Here is a 23,547-nt window from a genome sequence, read left to right as displayed (position 1 = left end):
TATCTGCTACTGATGATCAAGGAGCATTTTCGGCAATGACATCGACGCAAGAGCTGACCAAGAACCAGGCGCTGGTTTTCAATGCCTTGGCTCGCGCCGAGGGGCCTCTCAGCGCTTATACGATCCTCGACCAGCTGCGCGGCGAGGGTTTCCGCGCCCCGCTCCAGGTCTATCGGGCCCTCGACAAATTGCTCGACTACGGCATGATCCACCGGCTCGAAAGCATCAATGCCTTCGTCGCCTGCTCGCATCCGCACAACCACAGCCATAGCCATGGCATGACCGCCTTCGCCATCTGCGAGAAATGCGGTCAGGTATCTGAATTCTCCGATGATGTGATCACCGGACGCGTGCGGGAGTGGACAAGCGAAAACGGCTTCAGGCAGTCGAAAACCACGATTGAAATACGCGGCGTTTGCGCCAACTGCGCGGCGGCCTAATCGCCTTCTACAATCAGCGTTTGTAGGCCTTCAGCCAAATATCCACGCCGGATGTCACGGTCTTGCGGATAAGCGCGGGCGACGGAGGCGTCGCCATGCAGCCGAATATGCGCTTCTTGAAAAGTCCTGACATGAAAAGGTCAGCCAGCTGATAGGTTGCAAGCTCCGTGTCCTCGATATCGAGGGTCCCGGCGGCAACATGCTTGTCGATGAGCGCCCGCATCAGCGCCTGGCCACGCCGCGGACCCCTTTCGTAGAAATCGCGGCTCATCGACGGCATCCGCTCGGCAACGCCGATGACGACACGCTGCGCTCGGATGACGACATCGGAGGTTACCACCGTCGCCAGAGCAGTCCCGAACTCGATCAGAGCGTCGCGCAGATCGCCTTCGCTTTCCAGCGCATGGTATATGTCGGCAAACAGCACTTCGCGATAGTGATTGCAGAGCTCCATGAAGAGCTCTTCCTTGCTGTCGAAGTATACGTAGATCGTGCCCTTAGAAACGCCGGCCTCACGCGTGATGTCATTCATGCTGGCCGCATCAAAACCCATCTGCGAGAAAATGCGGTTTGCTCCCTCGAGGATCTGCTGACGCTTGGCCGGATCCTGGCCCGCTGCAAGGCGGCCCGGACGGTCCCCATCGGTCATGAACTCGGCATCCGAAAGGGGGTGCGCCTTCACGACGTATGGCTTGGTAGACGACATATGAAAGTATTTTCCTTATTTCTGATTCTTTTTCGAACCAGTCGGTTCGATCCACTTGATATGCGCCTCCATTTGCGCTATGTCAATGATCGAACCGATTGGTTCAATCACTTTTCAGAGTGAATTCCATAAGAAAGAGCCTTTCAATGCCAGCGTCCAAAGCAAAGAATGAAGCTGATATTCGTCAGTTTCCGGCCCCGGCTCCTGCCGCCAAGGTAGAGGCTCCGGCAAAGGTCGAAGCGCCACAACCTGAAGTTGCGGTCACAACGCCGGCAGCGCCGAAGAAGCGTTCGAAGAAACGCTTGATCCTGCCGGTCGTGGTTGTCGCTGCCCTGTGCGCAGGCGCCTGGTACGGCCACGAATGGTGGACGACGGGCCGTTTCATGGTTTCCACGGACGACGCCTACGTTCAGGGCGATATCACCGCCATTGCTCCCAAGGTCATGGGCTATATCGACACGATCAATGTCGTTGCCAACCAGCGCGTGAAGGCGGGCGACCCGCTGATCACGCTCGACAATGGCGACTATACGATTGCCGAGAAGCAGGCCGAGGCGCAGATCGAAACGCAGAGACTTTCTCTCGACCGGATAAAGGCGCAGACCGAAGCCGCCAGGGCTTCGCTGCAGCAGGCCCAGGCTGGCAAGCTTGCTGCCCAGGCAGTGCTGACCAATGCGCAGAACTCTTCGGTTCGTGCCAAGCAGCTTCATGCAACGAGCTTTGCATCGCAGTCGCAGCTCGACGACGCGACCGCAGCTCTCGACCAGGCAAAGGCAAACATTGCCTCGTCCGATGCGCAGATCGCCACGGCAAACGCCAATATCGGCGTGCTCGACGCCCAGTATAAGGAAGCTGAAAGCGCGATCGCCTCGCTGCAACTCGCCAAGGACAAGGCCGCTCGCGACCTGGGCTTCACCATCATCCGCGCGCCCGTGGATGGCGTCGTCGGCAATCTTGCCGCCAAGAAGGGCGATCTTGTCAGCTCGGGTCAGCGCCTCGCCGCCCTCGTTCCGGTGAATGCGCTCTATATCGATGCGAATTACAAGGAAACGCAGCTCAAGGATATCGAAGTCGGGCAGAAGGTGCATGTACGTGTCGACGCGCTGTCGGGCGAGACCTTCGAAGGCACCGTTGCCTCCGTGGCGCCCGCATCCGGCGCCGTGTTCTCGCTGCTTCCGCCTGAAAACGCGACCGGCAACTTCACCAAGGTCGTCCAGCGCGTACCCGTCCGTATCGCCTTGCCCGCCGACGTGCTTGCCAGCGGCAAGCTCCAAGCAGGTTTGAGCGTTGTCGTCGACGTCGATACCCGCACGACGCCGAGCTCATAGCCGGATAGGCCGAGAATCATGTCAAAAGCCGCCGCCATCGGAGGGCCCGCAGCACCTGCGGTTCCTGACGAACACATCGATCCGAAGAAGGCGATCGCCTTCCTCGCCATGGTCTTTGGCATGTTCATGGCGATTCTCGACATTCAGATCGTCTCGGCCTCGCTGGCCGAAATCCAGGCCGGCCTCAGCGCCAGTTCCGATGAAATCTCCTGGGTGCAGACGTCCTACCTCATCGCCGAAGTCATCATGATTCCGCTGTCCGGGTTCCTCGGACGGCTGCTTTCGACGCGCGTCCTCTTTTCGGCATCGGCCGCCGGCTTCACGCTCGCCAGCATTCTGTGTGCTACGGCGACGAACATCGACCAGATGATCATCTACCGCGCGATTCAGGGCTTTATCGGCGGCGGCATGATCCCCAGCGTTTTTGCTGCGGCCTTTACCATCTTCCCGCCTTCCAAGCGCTCGATCGTTTCGCCGATGATCGGTCTCGTCGCCACGCTCGCGCCGACAATCGGGCCGACAGTCGGCGGCTATTTGAGCAACGCTTTCTCCTGGCACTGGCTCTTCCTCGTCAACGTCATACCGGGCATTCTGGTCGCCGTCGCCACCTGGAACCTCATCGACTTCGACAAGGGCGATCGCTCGCTGCTCAGCAAGTTCGACTGGTGGGGGCTTGCCGGCATGGCAGCGTTCCTCGGTTCGCTCGAATACGTTCTGGAGGAAGGCCCGCGCAATGACTGGCTGCAGGACACGACGATCTTCTATTGCAGCATCGTGCTCGTTATCGGCGCCGTCACCTTCTTCTATCGCGCCTTTACCGCCGAACAGCCGATCGTCGACCTTTTCGCCTTCAAGAACCTGAACTTTGCGTTCGGGTCGGCATTCTCATTCGTCCTCGGTATCGGCCTCTATGGCTTGACCTATATTTATCCGGTCTATCTTGGCCGCATTCGCGGCTACGATGCGCTGATGATCGGCGAGGCGCTGTTTGTCAGCGGCCTTTCCATGTTCCTGACGGCACCGATTGCCGGCTTCCTTTCCGGCCGCATGGATCCGCGCATCATGATCATGATCGGCTTCCTTGGCTTTGCCGCCGGCACCTGGACCATGACGCATCTCACCGCCGACTGGGATTTCTACGAGCTTCTCATTCCGCAGATCCTGCGCGGCTGCTCGCTGATGCTTTGCATGGTGCCGATCAACAATCTGGCCTTGGGTACGCTACCGCCTTCGCGATTGAAGAATGCTTCAGGCCTTTTCAACCTGACGCGCAACCTCGGCGGTGCGGTAGGGCTTGCGGTTATCAACACGATTCTTACGGACCGTGGCGCATTGCACTATGCGCAGCTTTCGGAGAACGTTCGCTGGGGTAATCCTGAAGCGCAGGAACTCATCGACAGCATGACCAGGAAGTTTGCGGCTAACGGACTCGACGGCCCGACAACGGCGCTGAGCAAGGTCTCGGGGATGGTGCATCAACAGGCCTCGCTCCTGTCGTTCATGGATGTTTTCTACATCCTGACGCTGCTCTTCGCCTCGCTTGCGGTTTTTGCCATTCTCATGCGCAAACCCGGCGCACCAGCGCCCGGGGGCGGCGGCGGCCACTGAGCGGAATAACTATTTAGTCGGCGCATATTGCTCGCAGGTCGCCCTCGCTATTTCCGGGCAGCTAAGCTACTCGAACTAATGCGTAAGATGTACCTTTCGTATTAATTGCTAAGCCACGAAAAAAGTGGTTCACTCCAGCGTACCCGCTCAGGGAGAAGACGTTCACCAGCTTGTCATCGGTCTGTCATCCAACTGACATGAGAGACCTTTATCGGGGAGCAGAACGTCCAAAAGAGCCAATGACGTATCGCAAAAGGGGTTTACCAAATGATCGATTATTCCAAACGATTGCTCGCGCTGTCGACGGCTGTGCTGTTCGCGGGTACGACGATTTCGTTCGCCGAAGCACCGGCCGAACTGGTCGCCGCGGCCAAGAAGGAAGGCACGTTGACGACGATCGCCTTGCCGCACGACTGGTGCGGTTACGGTGACATCATCGCCGGCTTCAAAGCCAAGTACGGCCTCGAAGTCAACGAACTCAACCCGGATGCCGGTTCGAAGGACGAAGTCGAAGCCATCAAGGCGAACAAGGACAACAAGGGTCCGCAGGCTCCTGACGTCATCGACGTCGGTCTTTCGTTCGGTCCGGATGCCAAGAAAGACGGCCTGACGATGCCTTACAAGGTATCGACCTGGGATTCGATCCCGGCCGAACTGAAGGACGCCGACGGCCATTGGTTCGGCGACTATTATGGCGTCATGTCGCTGCAGGTAAACACCGATATCGTCAAGAACGTCCCGAAGGATTGGGCCGACCTGCTCAAGCCGGAATATGCCAACAGCGTTGCTCTGGCCGGTGATCCGCGCGCCTCGAACCAGGCGATCCTCGCCGTATCGGCTGCCGGCGCGTCGACAGGCGCCAAGCCCGGCGCCGCAGGCGGCGAAGCCGGCCTGAAATACTTTGCCGAACTCAACAAGGCTGGCAACTTCGTTCCGGTCATCGGCAAGTCCGGCACGCTCGCGCAGGGTGCAACCCCGATCATCATCAGCTGGGACTACAATGCTCTCGCCGGCCGTGACACCCTCAAGGGCAACCCGCCGGTTGAAGTCGTCGTTCCGCCGTCCGGCGTTCTTGCCGGCGTTTACGTGCAGGCCATCAGCGCCTACGCACCGCACCCGAATGCTGCCAAGCTCTGGATGGAATACCTCTATTCCGACGAAGGCCAGATCGGCTACCTCAAAGGCTATTGCCACCCGGCTCGTTTCCAGGACCTGGTAAAGAACAACAAGGTCCCGAAGGAACTTCTCGACAAGCTTCCGCCAGCAGCAGCCTACGAGAAGGCATTCTTCCCAACACTCGATGAACAGGCGGCCGCCAAGGAAGTCATCACCAAGGGTTGGGACAAGGTCGTCGGCGCCAACGTTCAGTAAGCCGCATTCAGCGATCCCCGCGGAGCAACCCGCGGGGATTCCTGCATTGGGCAACGCGTTGTGCTAGGTTGCACACGCGGGCTTATCTGAAAGCGATTGTCGGCTCATCCTGTCCTGGTATCCTGCACCAGGAATTGGAACCCAAGAAGCGGTCTCGAACACTCCATGAGTGCAATCTCAGAACCTGGTCCTACACTTCCAGTCGCGGCGGCCGAGAAAAAGCGGCTTTCGCTCGATTGGCTCGGCGTCATGCCGTTCATGATCTTCGCGCTCCTGTTCCTGGTCCTGCCGACCGTCTTTCTCGTCGCAGGCGCATTCCAGGATCCGCAAGGCAAACTGACTTTTGCCAATATCGCCAACCTCTTCCAGCCATCGATCCTCAACGCCTACTGGATCTCGATCAAGATTTCGCTGGCCTCTGCCCTTCTTGGCGCGGGAATTGGCTTCGCCATCGCCGCCGCCGTCGTCCTGGGCGGTCTGCCTGCATGGATACGCGCACCATTGATGACCTTCTCCGGCGTCGCATCGAACTTTGCCGGCGTTCCCCTCGCCTACGCCTTCCTGTTCACATTGGGGCGCACCGGGCTCGTTACCTATCTTTTGTTGAACGTCTTCGGCTTCAACCTCTACGCCCACGGCTTCAACCTGCTGAGCTTCTGGGGCCTGACGATAACGTATCTCTACTTCCAGATTCCGCTGATGGTCCTCATCATCACGCCGGCGCTTGACGGATTGAAGCGGGAATGGCGGGAAGCTGCGCTCATTCTCGGCGCGACGAAGAACCAGTATTGGCGAATGGTTGCCTTTCCGATTCTCTGGCCGGCATTGCTGGGCACGATCCTGCTCCTGTTTGCCAATTCGTTCGGAGCAATCGCCACCGCCTATGCGCTGACCGGGTCTTCGCTCAGTATCGTGCCTATCGTCCTTTATGCGCAGATTCGCGGCGACGTCCTGCAGGACCCGCAGCTCGGCTACGCGCTCGCCTTCGGCATGATCGTCATCACCGGCATTTCCAACGGCGTCTATATCTGGATGCGTGCCCGCAGCGAACGGTGGCTCAAATGAAGACGAATCGCTTCTGGTCCTGGCTAGCGCTCGCCTTCGGCATCCTCTATTTCACGCTGCCGCTGATCGGCCTTCTCGAGTTTTCGCTGCGGATGCGGCGCGGTACCTATTCGCTTGACGCCTATTGGGTCGTCTTGAGCGATCCGGGCTTTCAGGCAACCTTCGGTTATTCCGTCGTCATGGCCATCGCGACGATCATCGTCGGCGTCGTCCTGGTCGTTCCGACCGCCTATTGGGTACGGCTGCGACTACCGGGGTTGCGTCCGTTCATCGAGTTCATCACCCTGTTGCCGCTGGTCATTCCCGCAATCGTTATCGTCTTTGGCTATATTCGCCTTTATAATACCTCGTCGATCTTGCCTCTGACCGGATCTGCGATGGGAACCAACATATTGCTTTGCCTCGGCTACACCACATTGGCGCTGCCCTATATGTACCGTGCTGTCGACACGGGCCTTGGCGCCATCGATATACGGACAATGACGGAAGCCGCCGAAAGTCTCGGCGCAAGCCGGATCACCATCATGTCGAGCATTATCCTCCCGAATGTGCTTGTCGCCGTGCTTTCGGGTGCATTCCTGACCTTCGCCATCGTCATCGGCGAGTTCACCATGGCGGCGCTGCTCAACCGGCCCGCATTCGGCCCGTTCCTGCAATTGCTCGGCGCCAACCGTGCCTATGAGCCGGCCGCGCTATCCGTGATAGCCTTCGCCATTACCTGGGTCTGTATGGGCCTCATCCAGGTCGTTACCCGCCTTAACAAATCTCTCGCTGCGACCCGGCGATAATCGGAAGAAACAACACCATGTCGTTCCTTACCATCAGCCATTTGAAAAAGAGCTTCGGAGCCACAACCGTCGTTCATGATTTCAATCTTAACGTCGAGAAGGGCGAATTCATTTCGTTCCTCGGGCCGAGTGGCTGCGGCAAGACGACGGTGCTGCGCATGGTTGCGGGCTTCGAAACGCCATCTTCGGGCAGCATCAGCATCGGCGGCAAGGATGTCGTCAACTTGAAGCCGAACCAGCGCAATATCGGCATGGTCTTTCAGGCCTATGCGCTCTTTCCCAATATGACGGTTGCGCAGAATGTTGCCTTCGGTCTGAAGGTGGCAAAGAAGCCGCAGGCCGAAATCACTGCGACCGTGCAAGAGATGTTGTCCTTGATCAAACTCGATCACCTGGCCGAGCGCTTCCCCTATCAGCTTTCCGGCGGACAGCAGCAGCGCGTCGCGCTGGCACGGGCGCTCGCGACGAAGCCGCAGGTGCTGTTGCTCGATGAACCGCTCTCGGCCCTCGATGCCAAGATCCGCGTCTCGCTGCGCGAGGAAATCCGCGCCATCCAGCGCAAGCTCGGCATCACCACCATCTTCGTAACGCACGACCAGGAAGAAGCCCTGTCGATATCCGACCGCATTGTCGTCATGTATGAGGGCCGTGCCGAGCAGGTCGGCGCTCCCTTCGAGATCTATAATCAGCCGGCATCACGCTTTGTCGCGTCGTTCGTCGGAACGCTGAATACGATCGATGCCGTGGTTCGCGACGCCAAGACGGGCATAATCACGGTTGACGGCAAGGATGTCGCCATCGGTCCGCGCCTCAACGGTCACCAGTCCGGCGACCGGATTTCGCTCGCGGTGCGCCCCGAGGCGGTCAGCCTTGGCGAAGCCACGGACAAACGTGAGACAACGCTCGACGGCAAGATCAACAGCGTGCACTTCCTTGGCTCGGTGATCCGTATCCGCGCATCGCTTGGCGAAAACGTCGTCTCGTTCGATACGTTCAACAATCCAAGCGCTCCGCCGCCGGAACCCGGCGAAAACGTAAAGGTTAGCCTTGCAGCAAAGGACCTCCTGGTCCTCGGGCACTAAGTCTTGAACTCACGAGCCATGCAATCTATGTTAGCTAAGAAACTCTAGCTAAGGCTTGGCCAATGGTTACCGTAAACATGCACGACGCAAAAACGCGTCTGTCCAGTTTGGTTGAAAGCCTGGAGCTTGGACAGGAAAGCGAATTTATCCTGGCACGCAACGGCGAGCCGGTTGCGAAGCTTGTGCCGTTCACCCTGCCCAAACGCATTGGGGCAGCGCGTCACATTCTCGCCGGCCTCGACATTCCCAAAACCGTGGAAGCTTTTAATGCCGGCGACCCAGATGTCAGCGAAGATTTCGAGAGCAGCGCTTCGAAGCCGATAATCCCGTGAAGCTTCTACTGGATACGCATATAGCACTTTGGATTGCCGAGGGTTCCGATAGTCTCTCGAGTAAAGTCATCGAGATTGCCGCAAATCCAGACAACAGCTTGTACATCAGCGGTGCCGCCATCTGGGAAATTTCGATCAAGCACTCGAAGGGCAACCTCAAACTGCATCCCCGCGATGCTCGCTCGGCGTTCCATCTTGCAGGGATCGTCGAACTTCCGGTTTCGGGTAATCATGCGGAAGCCGTGGCATCGCTTCCATACTATGCCGATCACTCTGATCCATTCGATCGCATCATGGTCGCCCAGGCACTGCACGAGGCTGTGCCACTGCTCACCGCCGATGCCAAGCTGTGGCGCTACCACGCGACACTCGTAATTCCTGCCTGATATCCACTCAATTTCACGATTGAAAGGGAGCGCCGTTCCCGCGCCCCTTGTTTAATCGCAGTATCTGCGGCTATCCCGCAATCGCCTCATCAAGCAGTTTCAGCGCCGCTTTCTTGGTGAGTTTCACTGGATTGCCGCCGGCCGTCGGATCGACAATCGCCATATCCGCGATGTGTTCCTTCTGCTTCTTGCTCATGTCCAGATCCTTGATAAGGCCGGGCAGCGTATGAGGGACTTTCAGTTCCTTGCGCAGTTTCAGCACTGCCTTGGCAAAGCCGTCGAAGCCCCCCTTGATGCCGATATAGTTGGCAAGGCGGCCAATTCGCTCCTCGACGGCGTCGCGGTTGAAGGCGAGCACATAGGGCATGAAGACCGCATTGGTCATGCCGTGATGCGTGTCGTAGATCGCGCCGATCGGATGCGACAGCGAATGGATTGCACCGAGCCCTTTCTGAAACGCCGTTGCGCCCATGGCCGCAGCGCTCATCATGTGCGCGCGCGCGGTCAAGTCCTTGCCATCGGCAAAGGCCTTGGGAAGGTTTTCGAATACCAGCCGGATGCCTTCAACGGCAATGCCGTCGGCCATCGGGTGATAGCCCGGCGCGCAATAGGCCTCGAGGCAGTGTGCGAGCGCATCCATGCCCGTGCCTGCGGTGATGAATGCCGGCATGCCAACCGAAAGTTCAGGGTCGGCAATCACGATTGCCGGCAGCATCTTCGGGTGGAAGATAACCTTCTTGGTATGGCTTTCCTCATGGGTGATCACGCCGGCACGGCCGACCTCGGACCCGGTTCCGGCCGTCGTCGGGACGGCAATGACCGGCGCGATCGCATCGCCGTTTGCCCGCGTCCACCAGTCGCCGATGTCCTCGAAATCCCAGAGCGGCCGTGTCTGCCCGGCCTGAAAGGCGATCAGCTTGCCGAGGTCGAGCGCCGAACCGCCGCCAAAAGCGATGACGCCATCATGCTTGCCCTTCTTGAAGGCGGCGATACCCGCCGTCAGGTTCGATTCCACCGGATTGGGTTTCACATCCGAGAATACCCCATAGGGCAGTTTAGCTTCGTCGAGGATCTTCAGCGTGCTTGCCACAACCGGCAGTCTGGCGAGCCCTGGATCGGTGACGAACAGCGGATTTTTGATCCCCGTCGCTTCCAGCACTTCCGGCAGTTCCCTGATGCGCCCCGCGCCGAAACGAACCGTCGTCGGATAATTCCACTTGGAAATGAGTTTGCTCATGTGATTTTTCTTTCGGATGGATGGGATCAGTATGTGAGGCTACCCCCTCTGTCCTGCCGGACATCTCCCCTGTCGGGAGATGGGCGGTAGCCCAGAGAAGGGTAGATCATCATCAAATGGCTTCGCGCAAATGATACGACTTCGGCCGGGTGAGATTGCCATAGCCGATCGCCGACATGGCACCGCCCTTGCCCGTCTCTTTGACCCCGGTCCAGACCAGCGCCGGATCGATATAGTCGCAGCGATTCATGAACACTGTGCCGGTTTCAATCCGATCGCCGATCTTGGCGGCGTGGTCGGTGTCGGTCGTCCACAGCGATGCCGTAAGGCCGTACTGGCTGTCGTTCATCAGCGCGAGCGCCTCCTCGTCATTACGCACCTTCATGATGCCGACGATCGGGCCGAAACTCTCTTCTCGCATCACGCTCATCTGATGGTCGACGCCCGTCAATACCTCCGGGGCGAGGTAGGGCGAACCTGCAATGTCCTTGGCGACACGCATGTTGACATGGGCCTTGGCTCCCTTGCGGAGCGCCTCCGCCTTTTGCTCGCGGACAAGATCGGCAAAGCGCGTCTGCGCCATCGGTCCCATTGTCGTCTCCGCATCCAGCGGATTGCCGACGACATATTGCTTGGTCAGATCGATGAAACCATCAACGAAGCGGTCATAGACGTTTTCATGCACATATATGCGCTCGATGCCGCAGCAGCATTGTCCCGAATTGAAGAACGCGCCATCGACGAGGTTGGCGACGGCATGGTCGAGATTGACATCCGGCAACACGTAGGCCGGATCCTTGCCTCCAAGTTCAAGGCCAAGCGTCATGAAGGTTCCCGCTGCCGCCTTCTCGATGGCACGACCACCCGCCACCGACCCGGTGAAATTCACATGGTCGATACGGCCGGAACCCAGCAGCTTTTCGGTCTGGGCGTGGCTGAGCACGATGTTCTGGAAGACACCCTTGGGCAGCCCCGCCTTCTCGAAAGCATGCGCGAAGCGCTCCCCGACGAGTAGCGTTTGCGCCGCGTGCTTGAGGATCACGGCATTGCCGGCCATCAGCGCGGGAATGATCGTATTGACTGCAGTGAGGTACGGATAGTTCCACGGCGCAATGACCATGACGACGCCGAGCGGCACATGCTTGATGTAGCGGCGAAAGCCCGGCCTGTCGTTTTCGACGACGGGCGCAAGCGCCTGCTCGGCGATGCGGACCATATAGCGGGTACGCTCCTCGACGCCGCCCTTTTCACCGCCATAGCGCACGGGACGGCCCATCTGCCAGGCGATCTCCGGCACGATCTCGTCATTCATGGCGAGCAGCGCGTCGAGCGCCGCAAGACAGAGCCGTCCGCGCTCTTCGATGCTCGTCTGCGCCCAATTCGTCTGCGCAAGTTTCGCTGCTTCCACTGCCGCATCCACGGCCTTGTCGGCAGCGATGGGGCGTTCCGCATAGACGGAGCCGTCAATGGGGGTAATCAGTTTGACCGTGTCGGCCATGGTTCAACCTCTAGTCTGGTTCTGGTGTTCCGACTTCAATACCGTTCGAAGCCGCGATGCAACTCCCAGTCGGTCACGCGCCGATCATATTCGAACTGTTCCCAGCGCGCGGTGTGGACATAGTGCTCCACCACATCGTCGCCCAGCGCGGTTTTGAGCATCTTGGAACGGGCAAGCGTTTCGGTGGCGTCACGCAGCGTCTTCGGAATTTCCTTGAGACGAGCGCCGCCATAGGCGTCACCCTTGAAGGGCGCGGCAAGCTCCAGTTTCTCGTCGATTCCCGCCAGCCCCGAGGCAATCAGTCCGGCGAAAGCGAGGTATGGATTGAGGTCAGCGCCGCCGATGCGGCATTCGATGCGGATGCCCTTGGTGCCTTCACCGCAAAGACGGAAACCCGCCGTGCGGTTGTCGAGGCTCCATACATTCTTCGTCGGCGCGAAGGTACCGGCCTGAAAGCGTTTGTAGGAGTTGATGTAGGGCGCGAGAAAATAGGTGAAATCATCGGCATATTTCAATTGGCCGGCCACCCATTGACGCATCAGGGCCGACATCGTGTGTTCGGCGTTCTTGTCGTAGAAGAGCGGGGTCTTGCCGTCGGCGCTCCATAGCGAATTATGGACATGGCTCGAACTGCCGGCGAGAGAATAATCGTACTTCGCCATAAAAGTGATCGCCTTGCCCATCTGGGTGGCGATCTCCTTGCAGCCATTTTTCATAACGACGTGGCGGTCGGCCATTTCCAGCGCCTCGGCATAGCGCACATTGATCTCTTCCTGGCCCGGGCCCCACTCGCCCTTGGAATTCTCGACTGGAATGCCGGCGTCGAACAGGCCATTGCGGATCGCCCGCATGACCACATCTTCCTTGGTCGTCATCTGGATAATATAATCCTGGATATAGGGCGAAGCGGTCGCCATGCCTTTCCAGTTCTTGGCCCGCGCCGTCTCATAGGTCTCATCGAACAGATAGAATTCGAGTTCCGATGCAAAATAGGCGAGATAGCCGCGATCCTTCAATCGCGCGAGTTGGCGCTTCAGGATGCTGCGCGGCGAATGCGGCAGGTCCTCGTGATGGTGGTGGTCAAGAATATCGCAGAGAACGAGGGCGCATTTTTCGAGCCATGGAATATGGCGGATGGTCGAAAGATCCGGCTTGATGACGAAATCGCCATAGCCCTGCTGCCAGCTCGCGGCCTTGTAGCCTGGCACCGGCTCCATATCGATGTCGTTGGCCAGGAGATAGTTGCAGCCATGCGTTTCGTCATGCGCCGACTCGACGAAATATGAAGCGTGGAACCGCTTGCCGACGAGGCGGCCCTGCATGTCGACGAAACAGGCCAGCACCGTATCGATCTCGCCATTGGTCACGTGGCGCTTTAGTTCGTCGAAACTCCAATGTCCGGGCATAGTCTTTCCTTGTACGAGATAAATTCATCACGGGCAAAATAAGGGCGGCGACCAGCAAGCCGGTCGCCGCCTTTGCATGGGTCAGCTTCGTTCGCCGACAGCCTGCTCGGCTGCCTTGATCGCAGCCTGACGTGCGGCAATGATTTCGCCGAGTGGCGGGCCTTGGAAACGGCGCTTTTCGAAGGCGAACCAGACGATAGCCGTCAGGATGAAGAAGCCTACCGTGATGTAGAGCGCCCAGTCGTTCGGTGGCTGAATACCGATGATGAATATCAGGATCATCGAAATAACCGACAGGATCGCGAACAGCGTGAAGATGCCGCGTCCCATGTTCCATGGTCCCATCTTGTCCCATTTCGGCGTTCCCCAGGCGAGAAGGCCGAGAACGATCGGAACGGTGAACGACAGGAACAGGAAGATGACCGTGCACGAAACGACGATCGTATAGGCCGAGGTACCAGCAACGGAGACGATTGACGAGCCCCAGACGAACAGAACCGAAAGCACTGCAGCCGTCCAGATAGCGGCAACGGGCGTGCGGTAGGTCGGGCTGACCTTGGCGAGTGCAGCGGAGCCCGGCAGGCCCCCGTCACGCGAGAATGCGAAAATCATGCGCGACGCCGATGTCACCGTGGCGAGACCGCAAAGCAGCTGCGCCAGGAAGACGACGATATAGACGAATTCCTTAAGGCCGGTGCCGACGCGCTGGTCGAAAGCCCAGAAGAAAACGTTCCAGCCCTGTGCTGCGGCCTCGTCCATGTTCGGGATCATCAACACGAAAGCGGCAAGGAACAAGTAGCCGAAGATCGCCGACCAGACGACCGACATGACCATCGCGCGCGGCACGGAACTTGCGGCCTTCAATGTTTCTTCGGATGTATGCGCGGAGGCGTCGTAGCCGGTGATCGTATAGATCGGCAGCAAGAGCCCGAGGGCGAACACCCATGCGTTCGATACCGACGGCCAGACGTTGCCACCCGCTTCACCGGAATAGTTGTGGAACGAGAAGAGACGGCTGAAGTCCCAGGTCTCGGCGGAGAGCAGGCACACGACCGCAATCAGGATCGACCCGAAGAAGATCAGGTAGCCGGAGAAGTCGGTGAGTTTTGCCGTGAGCTTAATGCCGAGGTGGTTGATCAGTGCCTGGGCCCCGGTGATGATCACGAGAAAGATCATCTGCGTCGTCAGCGTGTTCTCAATGCCGAGCGCCGGGCCGAAGGCACCGACGAAGAACGTCCAGGTGCCGACATTGATGGCGCCAAGAACGGTGATGAGACCAAGGAGATTGAGCCAGGCCGTCACCCAGCCGGTACCGCGATTGCCGAGGATCGAACCCCAATGGTAGAGACCGCCCGCCGTCGGATAGGCGGAGCTGATCTGCGACATGGCGACGGCAAAGGTCAGCGAGACAAAGCAGCCGACCAGCCAGCCGATACCGATGCCGATGCCGCCCGCGCCCGAAGTGGCCTGGGCCAGCGAATTGATACCGCCGGAAAGAATGCAGATGATCGAAAAGGAGACGGCAAAGTTGGAAAAGCGGCTGAGCCGCCGCTCGAGTTCCTGGGCGTAGCCCATGCTATGAAGGACCTTTATGTCCTCCGATTTATCTGTGTCAGTATAGTCCTGCTGTGTCATCACGTTCCCCTATTATTCTGGTAAGTTGCAACGTCAGATACTCGCGAGAGCGCTACTCCGTAGGTTTTGTCTATGCCGTCCCCGTTCTTGGTGAGCTCGCCGCTTGCGCAAGCGGCCGCTCCACAATCTCCCTGAGCAGCCTTGAGAGCGTTTCGCCCCAGGCCATTTCTTTTTGAGCAGTGGTGATGAGATCGTTACGGATCTCGATCATCACTGCCGGAAACCCGAGAGCGGACGCGTGCCGCTCCAAAGTGTAATAAACACGATCCGCCGGCGAATAGGGTTCGTTGACGCCGACGCAAAATTGCGTCAGCGCCTCAAGGCCGGCAATGAGCGGTGCGGCGATCCTGTCGTCGGCATCGTGGATGATGCCGATGTCCCAGGGCCGCGAAATGCCCCGGTAGACCGGCGTAAAGGAGTGCACGGCGACATAAATCGGGTCGGGTAGACCCTTGGCGGCACGCGCACGCGCCAGATCCTCGATCGCCGTGTGATAGGGTCGATGCGAAAGACCAATTCGCCTTTGTTTCTCGTCCTCGCTCAATTCGGCATTGGCTGGAATTGTCGTTGATTCGCTCAGCGAAGGAATGAGATCGGGCGCATCCAGCGGGCGATTACAATCGATGATCAGCCGCGACACGCACGATTCGACCAGCGGCGCATCGAGAAGACTGCTCATGACCATGCTAACGCCGATGGCGCCGGGATCCCAGGCAATATGCCGCTTCAGGTCGATCGGCTTGAGTCCAAGCGTGCCATAGCCTTCGGGAATATGATTGGACGCGTGATCGCATAAAATGATGAACGGGCCGGCGCCATCCGCGTTGGACACGCGGACCACATCCTCGCTTTTTACCGTTGCCTGCGACATTCCCATTGCGGCTCTCTGGCAAGCTGTAATTTACGTTACATTTTGTATTTTTGTTTCCACTCGCGTATGATTTGATACACAACGATAAAATTTGTCAAATCCGAATTTACGTTCCAGCGGATATTGGCGGCGAAGATGGGGAAGCAACGATGCAGACCAGCATTTCCGAGCTGATCGCCGAAAGAATCGACAACATGTCGACCTCGGAGCGCAAGGCAGCACAGACCCTCGTCGCCAACTATCCGTTGATCGGACTGCGAACGGTCGCAGAATTTTCGACTCAGGCGGGCGTGAGTTCACCCACGATACTGCGCTTTGTCTCGCGCCTTGGCTTCCAGAGCTACCCGGAATTCCAGGGCGCGCTCCAGGAGGAGCTTGCTGCGCAGTTGCAGTCGCCCTGGAACCGCGCGGCAACCATCCAGGCGACCAATAACAGCGCCGAATTTCCGTTGATGGAAGCCGCGATCGACAATATCCGCGAAACCTTCCAGCATCTTTCCGTGCAGCAGCTCGGCGATGTCGTCGAGGCCATCAGCCGCGCACGCGCCCGCATCTACCTGCTTGGCGGGCGCTTTACCGATCCCATTGCCTGCTATATGGCCGCACACCTCAAAATAACACGTCCGGGCGTAACGCATCTTACCGGCCAGGAAAGCCATTGGCGCGATCAGCTGATCGATATGGGCAAGAAGGACGTCCTCGTCATTTTCGACATTCGGCGCTATCAGGACAGCCTCATCCGCTTTGCCGAGAAGGCGCAGGCCCGGGGCGTGGAAATCGTGCTGATCACCGACCAGTGGCTTTCGCCGATTGCGCGCTTTGCACGGCACGTGATCGCCGGCCGCACCGCGGTCCCATCGCCATGGGATTCGTCCGCGACGCTGTTTCTCGTCGCCGAGACCTTGATCGCCGAAGTGACGCGCAAGCTCGAAAAAAGCAGCGCCAACCGCATACGCGACATGGAGCAACTGCGCGACAAATGACAGGCGGGGCATTGCCCCCTCGCCCGATTGATATACAAATGCGGTTCTCGGCCAGGCAGGCCCGCCAGGCGCGCGCCTGCGCTGAAAAACATTATCGGATTGATCAAGGACAAATATCATGCAGCAAGCTGACATCGGATTGATCGGCCTTGGCGTCATGGGCGCCAATCTGGCGCTCAATATTGCCGAGAACGGTTATCGCGTCGCGGTCTTCAACCGGACGGTTGCAAAGACCCACCAGTTCTACGAGGACGCCGGCGACCTGAAGGACAAGATAGTTCCTTGCGAAACGCTCGAGGATCTTGCGAAGAACATAAGGGCGCCGCGTCCGATCATCCTGATGGTCAAGGCCGGCGAGGCCGTCGACGAGCAGATCGCTGCCCTCAAGCCGTTCCTCGCCAAGGACGACATCATCATCGACGCCGGCAATGCCAATTTCCATGACACGGTGCGCCGCCTGGCCGCGCTCGGCCCCAATGATCCGACCTTCGTCGGCATGGGCGTTTCGGGAGGCGAGGAAGGGGCGCGCCATGGTCCCTCGATCATGGTGGGCGGCACGCCCGAATCCTATGCTCGTATCGAGCCGGTGCTCACCGCCATATCGGCAAAATACAAGGGCGAGTCCTGCTCGGCGCTGCTCGGGCCCGATGGCGCCGGTCATTTCATCAAGACCATCCACAACGGCATCGAATATGCCGACATGCAGATGATCGCCGAGGTCTACGGCATATTGCGCGACGGCCTTGGCCTTGCGCCGGATGCCATCGGCAAGATTTTCGAGAAATGGAACGAAGGCCCGCTCAACTCGTACCTCATCGAGATCACGGCCAAGGTTCTTGCGGCCACCGACAAAGATACCGGCAAGCCCGCCGTCGATGTCATCCTCGACAGCGCCGGCCAGAAGGGCACGGGCCGCTGGGCCGCCATCGAGGCGCAGATGCTGGGCATACCGGCAACGGCGATCGAAGCGGCGGTCGCGGCGCGTTCGATCTCCTCGCTGGTCGGTGAGCGCAAGCTGGCCGCGGACGCCTATGGCGATCTGCTTGCCGGTAGAAAGCTCGTCCATGATGCCGCGTTTATCGATGCGCTTGAAGACGGACTGCTTGCAGGTAAGATTGCGGCCTATGCGCAGGGCTTCGAAGTCATGGCCGGCGCTTCGAAAGAGAATGGCTGGAACGTCCCGCTGGCGACAACTGCCCGTATCTGGCGTGCAGGATGCATCATCCGCTCGCAATTTCTTGACGAGATCGCTGCCGCCTTCGAAGGCAGCGATGGCAAGAACCTGCTCCTGGCGCCAGCCTTCGTCGAGCGCATGAAGACCGGGTCGGCATCCCTGCGCAAGGTGGTCGCGGAAGCGGCGCTTGCCGGGCTCCCGACACCTGCTTTGTCCGCCGCGCTCAACTATTTCGACGGCTACCGGCAGCAACATGGCACGGCAAATGTCATTCAGGCGCAACGGGATTTCTTCGGCGCGCATGGCTTCAAGCGGCTCGATCAGGACGGTGACTTCCACGGCCCGTGGTCGGACGTCGAATGATTTTTGGCGTCGTCGCGCCGCCATTGTCTACGGGACGGCGACAATCCATCAAGCGGGAGCCGGGTTTAAGCACGCCCGGTTCGGCGACATATAGCAGGCATGTAACGCAACAAGAGGGCCGGTAAATACCGCGCCGGAGTGACGGATCATGTCAGTCAGCAGCTATCACCATCGCATTCACAAGGTAGGGGAACCGGGCAAGCCGCTGTTTTTCGTTTTCCACGGCACCGGCGGCGACGAGAACCAGTTCTTCGATTTCGGCCGCAGGCTGCTTCCTGAAGCCGGCATCGTCTCGCCGCGCGGCGACGTCTCCGAACATGGCGCCGCCCGGTTCTTCCGCCGCACGGACGAGGGCGTCTACGATATGGACGATCTCGCCCGGCGCACCAAAGCTATGGCCGATTTCATCCGTGCTCACAAATCTGAAGCCCAGCCTTCGAAGCTCATTGGCCTTGGCTATTCCAATGGCGCCAATATTCTTGCCTCAGCCCTGTTGGCGCAGCCCGATCTCTTCGATGCAGCGGTGCTGCTGCATCCACTCATCCCGTGGCAACCGGCGCCGCAGCCGGCGCTCAAGGGCAAGCATGTGCTCATCACGGCCGGACAGCGCGACCCGATTTGTCCGCCCGCGCTGACGCAGGCGTTTGCGGATTACCTGACGGCGCAGGGCGTTGATACCGAGCTCGTCTGGCATCCGGGCGGCCACGAGATTCAACAGAGCGAAGTCACCGCCATCGAGCGTTTCGTTAGGGAATTTGCCTGACAATGCCTGGCCCCCTCTCATGGAGGGGGCTCTCATGGCTACATCGAGAAACGCAGGGAAACCGGCGCCGCCTGTGTTGTACGTGACGGCTTGCGGCCGCGCGGCGACAAGAGGCCATGTGCACCCGCAAGGTGGCCGGGCTTGAGTTCCAGCGCCAGGAACCGGCGGCGCTCGACTGGGCCGGGCATGGCAAGCAGCGCCGTCTTCTCGCCTGCAAAGCCGAAGCGCTCATAATATTCCGGATCGCCGACGAGGATGATCGCGCCGTGACCAAGGCGCGCAGCCTCGCTGATGCCATGGCGCATCAGGGCAACGCCGATGCCGTGACCCTTGAGTGCAGGCTCGACGGCAAGCGGTCCGAGCAGGAGCGCGCGCACCGGCTTGCCAGCCGCGTCATGACCCGCCTGAATATCCCAAAGCCGCACCGAACCGAGCAGCATGCCATCGTCGCCGCGAGCGACAAAGGCGAGGCCTTCGGAAGGCAGGCGCCCACGCCGCAGCTTTTCGGAAGACTTGCGGCGACGTCCCTCGCCCATGGCGCGGTCGAGCAGCGTCTCGCGCGCTGCTTCGTCCTGCGCCGTCTCGTTGCGTATCGTATAGGCCTGTGCGCTTTGGACGTGCAGGTTCTGGTTGAAATCTACTGCGTTCATCTTCTTGACCAATCTTCAATCATGGGTGTCATCAAGGCCGGCAAATTGCCGGCCAAATTCCACGATCGGGCAATGCCCGATCAGATGACGTATGATCGGAGTGGTTCGAAGCCGTTGAAGGCAACCGCCGAGTAGGTCGTTGTGTAAGCGCCCGTTCCCTCGATCAGTACCTCGTCGCCAATGGTCAGCGAGATCGGCAGCGGATAGGGGTTCTTCTCGTACATCACGTCGGCGCTATCGCAGGTCGGGCCGGCGAGAACGCAAGGCGCATTGTGATCGCCATCACGCGGCGTGGTGATCTGATAACGGATCGCCTCGTCCATCGTCTCGGCGAGACCGCCGAACTTGCCGATGTCGAGATAAACCCAGCGAACATTGTCGTTGTCCGCCTTCTTCGAGACGAGAACGACCTCGGCCTTGATGACGCCGGCATTGCCGACCATGCCGCGGCCAGGCTCGATGATCGTCTCGGGCAGGCGATTGCCGAAGTGACGGCTCAGCGCCTGGAAGATCGCCTGGCCGTAGGCCTGTGCGGTCGGCACGTCCTTGAGGTAACGGGTCGGGAAACCGCCGCCCATGTTGACCATCTTCAGCGTGATGCCTTCCTTGGCAAGCGCATCGAAAACCTGCTTTGCATCGCCGAGCGCGCGATCCCAGGCGGAGAGATCCGTCTGCTGCGAGCCGACATGGAAAGAAACGCCATGGGAGTCGAGGCCGAGCTTCTGCGCAGCGCGCAGGACGTCGACAGCCATCGCCGGAACGCAGCCGAACTTGCGCGACAGCGGCCATTCGGCGCCGGCGCCATCGGTCAGAACGCGGCAGAACACACGCGAACCGGGAGCGACGCGGGCAACCTTTTCCACTTCCTCGACGCAATCGACGGCAAAGAGACGGATGCCGAGTTCGAAGGCGCGTGCGATGTCGCGCTCCTTCTTGATCGTGTTGCCGAACGAAATGCGGTCCGCCGTTGCGCCGGCGTCAAGAGCCATTTCGACTTCGGCCACGGAAGCCGTATCGAAGCTCGAGCCAAGCGAGGCGAGCAGGCGCAGGATCTCAGGCGCGGGATTTGCCTTTACGGCATAGAAAATCTTCGACTCCGGGAGAGCCATTTCGAAATTGTGGAAATTTTCCCGAATGACTTCAAGATCGACGACGAGGCAGGGGCCGTTCGGGCGTCGGGTGTTGATGAAGTCGAGGATGCGCTGCGTAGCCATCTTGGGTCTCCAATCCGTAGCGGCACTTGCGGCCGCCTTGTGCAAGTCGCGGTTTCATGGGACGCGCCCGATGTACCGCATGGACAAAGTGCATGAGTCGGTCCTGCGTGAGGCCAGCCTTTGGAGATGCTGAAACCACGAGACTCTTCATGCGGCGATGGACCGACGCTGAAATCAGCGTAAATCCGCTTTGTCTGCCTTGGCTTGGATGTACCCATCCGCACTACAGGCAATGAAGGTGTGCCTCTTCAGTAATCCCGGCTTATGGACAGCCGGAAGACACCAGAAAGGCCCGCACCGTCGTTGCTTCAAGATGTCCTCAGTTCAGCAGTAGGCCGCTAAACTGACTGGAGGGGTTAGTTCCAGGTACCATACCGTTTCCTCACCATTATGAAGATCGGCGGACACCCACAGGCACGTGCGACTTTGGGCAAGCGCCATATAAGGTGAAAGATGTGTCCAATCAATGAAAATTCTGCGGCAATGCCAATTTTTTTATTCGTTGAACAACGTGACGAAAATGGCCTAGAATCATTGAACGATGCACACAATTCCGCACCTGAATGCCCTGCTCGACGTTCCGTTACCCGCGCTTGCTGCGGGTCGCGGGCCCCTTACCGGCGAGACGCTCGCCGTAAAGGACATCTTTGATGTGGCCGGGATGGTAACGGGCGGCGGCAACCCGCAAAAAGCGGCCGAATCACCCCCTGCCATGCACACGGCGCCAGCCATCCAGATGCTGCTCGACAACGGGGCGAAACTCGCGGGAAAATCCCAGACGGACGAATTCGCCTTCTCGCTGCTTGGCCAGAACGCCCATTTCCCGCATCCGGTCAATCCGGCAGCGCCCGACCGCGTGACCGGAGGATCGTCGTCAGGTTCCGTGTCTGCGGTTGCCGGCGGTCTCGTCACCATCGCAGCAGGCTCCGATACGGGCGGTTCGATCCGCGCACCGGCAAGTTTTTGCGGGCTCCCGGGCTTGCGGACGACCCATGGGCGTATCACCCTCGAAGGCGCATTGCCGCTCGCGCCTTCGCTCGATGTCTTTGGCTGGTTCGCCAAGGATATCGCGCTTTACGAAAAGGTCGGAGCGGTCCTCCTCGGCGCCGACGCGCAGGACTTCAAGCTGACGCGCCCGCTTTTCATCCCACTCCTCGAACATTTTCTGATCGGCGAGGCAGAGGATGCCGCCTATAGAAAAATGTACGCCACCGTTTGCGCCCATTTGGGCCAGGCCCGTTCCGCACGCCAGCCGACTGCATCAATGGACGATCTATATCTGTGTTTTCGCCAGATACAGGGCTTCGAGGTCTGGCAGGCGCATGGCGCATGGATCGCCGCCAAGGATCGCGGCCTTGGACCGGGCGTGCGCGAGCGTTTCGAATATAGCTCAAAGATCGACCGGGCCACTTACGATACACAGACGCGCCGCCGCGATCTCTTCCGTTCCGAACTCGGCGACCTGTTGCGTGACGATGGCGTCCTCATCCTGCCGACTGTGCCAGGCGCGGCGCCGCTTGCCGCAGCAGCCTTCGACGATCTCCAGACCTATCGCGAGCGAATGCTGCATCTCCTGTGCCTGTCGCCCCTCTCCGGCTTCCCGCAGCTGACCTTGCCGCTGGGCGAGGTGCACGGCGCACCTTTTGGCATATCGCTGCTTGGACCGAAGAACAGCGACCGCGCGCTGATCAGGCTCGGCCGGGCCATTCTCGACACATCGGCAAGGGCGATCTGAGATGGACACGCTCACCCGCATGCGGGCCTTCATCGACGTGGTCGAGGCCGAGGGCTTTTCGGCGGCGGCGCGCAAGATCGGACGTTCCAAGGCCCTGCTTTCGAAATATGTGCGGGAACTCGAAGATGAACTCGGAGCGCTGCTCCTTAACCGCACCACGCGGCAGTTCTCGCTGACCGAAGCCGGGCACACCTACTACCAGCGCGCCAGCGAAATTCTGCGCGAAGTCGAAAGCCTGCAGGAGGCGGTGCGCGAATCGAGCAGCGATATCAAGGGCCGCATCAAGATATCCGCGCCGCGCACCTTTGCCGATGCCGAGATCGGCCAGTGCCTCATCGACTTTTGCGCCGAGCAGCCGGATATCGTCCTCGACGTGAGGCTGGACGACCGCTTCGTCGACCTTGTGGAAGAGGGGTTCGACCTTGCCATCCGCATCACCCGCATGCAGGACTCCTCGCTTATAGCCAAGCGCCTCGCACCCTTCCATGTCATTGCCTGCGGCTCGCCGGACCTGATCGAGCGGCTGGGGCGCCCGCAGCGCCCGGAGCTTCTCGCCTCCCTGCCCTGCCTTGTCGATACCAACAATCGCTCGCGCAATACCTGGCAATTCCTGAATGAAGACGGGGCACCGCTTTCCGTCCAGGTATCGGGCCCGATCGAAATCAACAGTCCGCTTTCAACGCGCCGGGCCGCCCTTGCCGGCCTCGGCTTTGCCCTGCTGCCGGATTTTGTTGCCCAGGCCGAAATTGATAGCGGCAGGCTAGTTAGCGTTCTCGATCAATTCATTCCACGCGATGCCGGCATTCATGCGGTCTATCCGCACCGCCGCTACCTGCCTGCAAAGGTGCGCGTGCTCGTCGATTATCTCGCCAAGTGGTTCAAGGACAATCGCCGTCCCTAATTATATCAAAT

22 protein-coding genes are annotated in these 23,547 nt (G+C 59.5%); 14 read left to right on the top strand and 8 right to left on the bottom strand.

The genetic code is table 11. The features are described 5' to 3' along the window. The first annotated feature begins 35 nt into the window (after positions 1-35). Entirely contained in the window at positions 36-440 is a 405-nt protein-coding gene (locus GF108_RS13100; protein WP_027229541.1) for a Fur family transcriptional regulator, read from the top strand. 13 nt (positions 441-453) lie between these two features. On the opposite strand, the gene GF108_RS13095 is transcribed toward GF108_RS13100, so the two are convergent. Continuing rightward, positions 454-1,146: a TetR/AcrR family transcriptional regulator gene (locus tag GF108_RS13095; protein WP_091944045.1), complete on the bottom strand. Its 693-nt coding sequence runs from the start codon at positions 1,144-1,146 to the stop codon at positions 454-456. Between the two features lie 146 nt (positions 1,147-1,292). Here GF108_RS13095 and GF108_RS13090 point away from each other — a divergent pair, with 146 nt between their 5' ends. From GF108_RS13090 to GF108_RS13055, 8 genes are all read left to right on the top strand, one after another. Then, a complete protein-coding gene (locus GF108_RS13090; protein ID WP_153668353.1) occupies positions 1,293-2,474 on the top strand; it encodes an HlyD family secretion protein in 1,182 nt (393 codons plus the stop codon). Positions 2,475-2,492: 18 nt separating this feature from the next. Continuing rightward, positions 2,493-4,082, top strand: coding sequence for a DHA2 family efflux MFS transporter permease subunit (locus GF108_RS13085; protein WP_091944040.1), 1,590 nt, complete (start codon positions 2,493-2,495; stop codon positions 4,080-4,082). A gap of 267 nt (positions 4,083-4,349) precedes the next feature. After that, the gene (locus tag GF108_RS13080; RefSeq protein ID WP_027229537.1) at positions 4,350-5,453 is read left to right on the top strand and encodes an ABC transporter substrate-binding protein; all 1,104 of its coding nucleotides are present in this window, start codon (positions 4,350-4,352) and stop codon (positions 5,451-5,453) included. Between the two features lie 165 nt (positions 5,454-5,618). Continuing rightward, positions 5,619-6,518, top strand: a complete 900-nt coding sequence (locus tag GF108_RS13075) for an ABC transporter permease subunit (protein WP_091944038.1) — start codon at positions 5,619-5,621, stop codon at positions 6,516-6,518. Further along, positions 6,515-7,306: an ABC transporter permease gene (locus GF108_RS13070; RefSeq protein ID WP_027229535.1), complete on the top strand. Its 792-nt coding sequence runs from the start codon at positions 6,515-6,517 to the stop codon at positions 7,304-7,306. The genes GF108_RS13075 and GF108_RS13070 overlap by 4 nt, the downstream gene beginning before the upstream one ends. Positions 7,307-7,323: 17 nt before the next feature. Next, positions 7,324-8,388: an ABC transporter ATP-binding protein gene (locus GF108_RS13065; RefSeq protein WP_113280869.1), complete on the top strand. Its 1,065-nt coding sequence runs from the start codon at positions 7,324-7,326 to the stop codon at positions 8,386-8,388. A 62-nt stretch (positions 8,389-8,450) separates the two neighbouring features. Then, positions 8,451-8,720 carry a type II toxin-antitoxin system Phd/YefM family antitoxin gene (locus tag GF108_RS13060; protein WP_153668352.1) on the top strand — a complete coding sequence of 90 codons (270 nt, stop codon included), beginning with the start codon at positions 8,451-8,453 and terminating at the stop codon, positions 8,718-8,720. Further along, positions 8,717-9,106 (top strand): type II toxin-antitoxin system VapC family toxin, encoded by a 390-nt coding sequence (locus GF108_RS13055; protein WP_210386076.1) that lies wholly within the window; start codon positions 8,717-8,719, stop codon positions 9,104-9,106. Before GF108_RS13060 ends, GF108_RS13055 begins: the two co-directional genes overlap by 4 nt. Positions 9,107-9,176: 70 nt before the next feature. Here the strand turns inward: GF108_RS13055 and GF108_RS13050 are convergent, their stop codons facing one another. The 5 genes from GF108_RS13050 to GF108_RS13030 all read right to left on the bottom strand — a co-directional run bounded on the left by GF108_RS13050 (position 9,177) and on the right by GF108_RS13030 (position 15,759). Further along, complete coding sequence (locus GF108_RS13050) at positions 9,177-10,343, bottom strand: iron-containing alcohol dehydrogenase (protein ID WP_153668351.1); 1,167 nt, start codon at positions 10,341-10,343, stop codon at positions 9,177-9,179. A gap of 112 nt (positions 10,344-10,455) precedes the next feature. After that, entirely contained in the window at positions 10,456-11,841 is a 1,386-nt protein-coding gene (locus tag GF108_RS13045; protein WP_153668350.1) for an aldehyde dehydrogenase family protein, read from the bottom strand. Between the two features lie 35 nt (positions 11,842-11,876). Beyond that, entirely contained in the window at positions 11,877-13,247 is a 1,371-nt protein-coding gene (locus GF108_RS13040) for a glutamine synthetase family protein (RefSeq protein ID WP_027229529.1), read from the bottom strand. An 81-nt stretch (positions 13,248-13,328) separates the two neighbouring features. Further along, on the bottom strand, positions 13,329-14,882 hold the full coding sequence (locus GF108_RS13035) for an amino acid permease (protein ID WP_027229528.1): 1,554 nt from the start codon (positions 14,880-14,882) through the stop codon (positions 13,329-13,331). Between the two features lie 70 nt (positions 14,883-14,952). Continuing rightward, the gene (locus GF108_RS13030) at positions 14,953-15,759 is read right to left on the bottom strand and encodes an N-formylglutamate amidohydrolase (protein WP_153668349.1); all 807 of its coding nucleotides are present in this window, start codon (positions 15,757-15,759) and stop codon (positions 14,953-14,955) included. 143 nt (positions 15,760-15,902) lie between these two features. On the opposite strand from GF108_RS13030, the gene GF108_RS13025 reads away from it, so the two are divergent. The 3 genes from GF108_RS13025 (at position 15,903) to GF108_RS13015 (ending at position 19,036) form a co-directional block, all read left to right on the top strand. Beyond that, entirely contained in the window at positions 15,903-16,736 is an 834-nt protein-coding gene (locus GF108_RS13025; protein ID WP_153668348.1) for a MurR/RpiR family transcriptional regulator, read from the top strand. Between the two features lie 118 nt (positions 16,737-16,854). Beyond that, positions 16,855-18,273 (top strand): NADP-dependent phosphogluconate dehydrogenase, encoded by a 1,419-nt coding sequence (gene gndA / locus GF108_RS13020; RefSeq protein ID WP_153668347.1) that lies wholly within the window; start codon positions 16,855-16,857, stop codon positions 18,271-18,273. Between the two features lie 148 nt (positions 18,274-18,421). Then, positions 18,422-19,036: an alpha/beta hydrolase gene (locus GF108_RS13015; RefSeq protein ID WP_153668346.1), complete on the top strand. Its 615-nt coding sequence runs from the start codon at positions 18,422-18,424 to the stop codon at positions 19,034-19,036. Positions 19,037-19,074: 38 nt separating this feature from the next. On the opposite strand, the gene GF108_RS13010 is transcribed toward GF108_RS13015, so the two are convergent. Beyond that, a complete protein-coding gene (locus tag GF108_RS13010) occupies positions 19,075-19,686 on the bottom strand; it encodes a GNAT family N-acetyltransferase (protein ID WP_153668345.1) in 612 nt (203 codons plus the stop codon). Between the two features lie 80 nt (positions 19,687-19,766). Beyond that, positions 19,767-20,900 (bottom strand): ornithine/lysine decarboxylase, encoded by a 1,134-nt coding sequence (odc2, locus tag GF108_RS13005; RefSeq protein WP_153668344.1) that lies wholly within the window; start codon positions 20,898-20,900, stop codon positions 19,767-19,769. A gap of 541 nt (positions 20,901-21,441) precedes the next feature. Between odc2 and GF108_RS13000 the strand changes: the two genes are divergently transcribed. Beyond that, a complete protein-coding gene (locus GF108_RS13000) occupies positions 21,442-22,635 on the top strand; it encodes an amidase (protein ID WP_153668343.1) in 1,194 nt (397 codons plus the stop codon). A 1-nt stretch (position 22,636) separates the two neighbouring features. Continuing rightward, complete coding sequence (locus tag GF108_RS12995; RefSeq protein WP_153668342.1) at positions 22,637-23,536, top strand: LysR family transcriptional regulator; 900 nt, start codon at positions 22,637-22,639, stop codon at positions 23,534-23,536. Positions 23,537-23,547: the final 11 nt, after the last annotated feature.

Source organism: Phyllobacterium sp. SYP-B3895, assembly GCF_009647635.1.
Taxonomy (GTDB): Bacteria; Pseudomonadota; Alphaproteobacteria; order Rhizobiales; family Rhizobiaceae; genus Phyllobacterium; species Phyllobacterium pellucidum.
The sequence above is the reverse complement of the archived record's forward strand: the minus strand, read 5'-3'. Positions and strand labels throughout refer to the sequence as shown.

What these genes read in the sequence shown, in the direction of transcription:
- GF108_RS13100 (WP_027229541.1), top strand. Translation starts at nt 36, where the DNA reads ATGACATCGACGCAAGAGCTGACCAAGAACCAGGCGCTGGTTTTCAAT.
- GF108_RS13095 (WP_091944045.1), bottom strand. Translation starts at nt 1,146, where the DNA reads ATGTCGTCTACCAAGCCATACGTCGTGAAGGCGCACCCCCTTTCGGAT.
- GF108_RS13090 (WP_153668353.1), top strand. Translation starts at nt 1,293, where the DNA reads ATGCCAGCGTCCAAAGCAAAGAATGAAGCTGATATTCGTCAGTTTCCG.
- GF108_RS13085 (WP_091944040.1), top strand. Translation starts at nt 2,493, where the DNA reads ATGTCAAAAGCCGCCGCCATCGGAGGGCCCGCAGCACCTGCGGTTCCT.
- GF108_RS13080 (WP_027229537.1), top strand. Translation starts at nt 4,350, where the DNA reads ATGATCGATTATTCCAAACGATTGCTCGCGCTGTCGACGGCTGTGCTG.
- GF108_RS13075 (WP_091944038.1), top strand. Translation starts at nt 5,619, where the DNA reads ATGAGTGCAATCTCAGAACCTGGTCCTACACTTCCAGTCGCGGCGGCC.
- GF108_RS13070 (WP_027229535.1), top strand. Translation starts at nt 6,515, where the DNA reads ATGAAGACGAATCGCTTCTGGTCCTGGCTAGCGCTCGCCTTCGGCATC.
- GF108_RS13065 (WP_113280869.1), top strand. Translation starts at nt 7,324, where the DNA reads ATGTCGTTCCTTACCATCAGCCATTTGAAAAAGAGCTTCGGAGCCACA.
- GF108_RS13060 (WP_153668352.1), top strand. Translation starts at nt 8,451, where the DNA reads ATGGTTACCGTAAACATGCACGACGCAAAAACGCGTCTGTCCAGTTTG.
- GF108_RS13050 (WP_153668351.1), bottom strand. Translation starts at nt 10,343, where the DNA reads ATGAGCAAACTCATTTCCAAGTGGAATTATCCGACGACGGTTCGTTTC.
- GF108_RS13045 (WP_153668350.1), bottom strand. Translation starts at nt 11,841, where the DNA reads ATGGCCGACACGGTCAAACTGATTACCCCCATTGACGGCTCCGTCTAT.
- GF108_RS13040 (WP_027229529.1), bottom strand. Translation starts at nt 13,247, where the DNA reads ATGCCCGGACATTGGAGTTTCGACGAACTAAAGCGCCACGTGACCAAT.
- GF108_RS13035 (WP_027229528.1), bottom strand. Translation starts at nt 14,882, where the DNA reads ATGACACAGCAGGACTATACTGACACAGATAAATCGGAGGACATAAAG.
- GF108_RS13030 (WP_153668349.1), bottom strand. Translation starts at nt 15,759, where the DNA reads ATGGGAATGTCGCAGGCAACGGTAAAAAGCGAGGATGTGGTCCGCGTG.
- GF108_RS13025 (WP_153668348.1), top strand. Translation starts at nt 15,903, where the DNA reads ATGCAGACCAGCATTTCCGAGCTGATCGCCGAAAGAATCGACAACATG.
- gndA (WP_153668347.1), top strand. Translation starts at nt 16,855, where the DNA reads ATGCAGCAAGCTGACATCGGATTGATCGGCCTTGGCGTCATGGGCGCC.
- GF108_RS13015 (WP_153668346.1), top strand. Translation starts at nt 18,422, where the DNA reads ATGTCAGTCAGCAGCTATCACCATCGCATTCACAAGGTAGGGGAACCG.
- GF108_RS13010 (WP_153668345.1), bottom strand. Translation starts at nt 19,686, where the DNA reads ATGAACGCAGTAGATTTCAACCAGAACCTGCACGTCCAAAGCGCACAG.
- odc2 (WP_153668344.1), bottom strand. Translation starts at nt 20,900, where the DNA reads ATGGCTACGCAGCGCATCCTCGACTTCATCAACACCCGACGCCCGAAC.
- GF108_RS13000 (WP_153668343.1), top strand. Translation starts at nt 21,442, where the DNA reads ATGCACACAATTCCGCACCTGAATGCCCTGCTCGACGTTCCGTTACCC.
- GF108_RS12995 (WP_153668342.1), top strand. Translation starts at nt 22,637, where the DNA reads ATGGACACGCTCACCCGCATGCGGGCCTTCATCGACGTGGTCGAGGCC.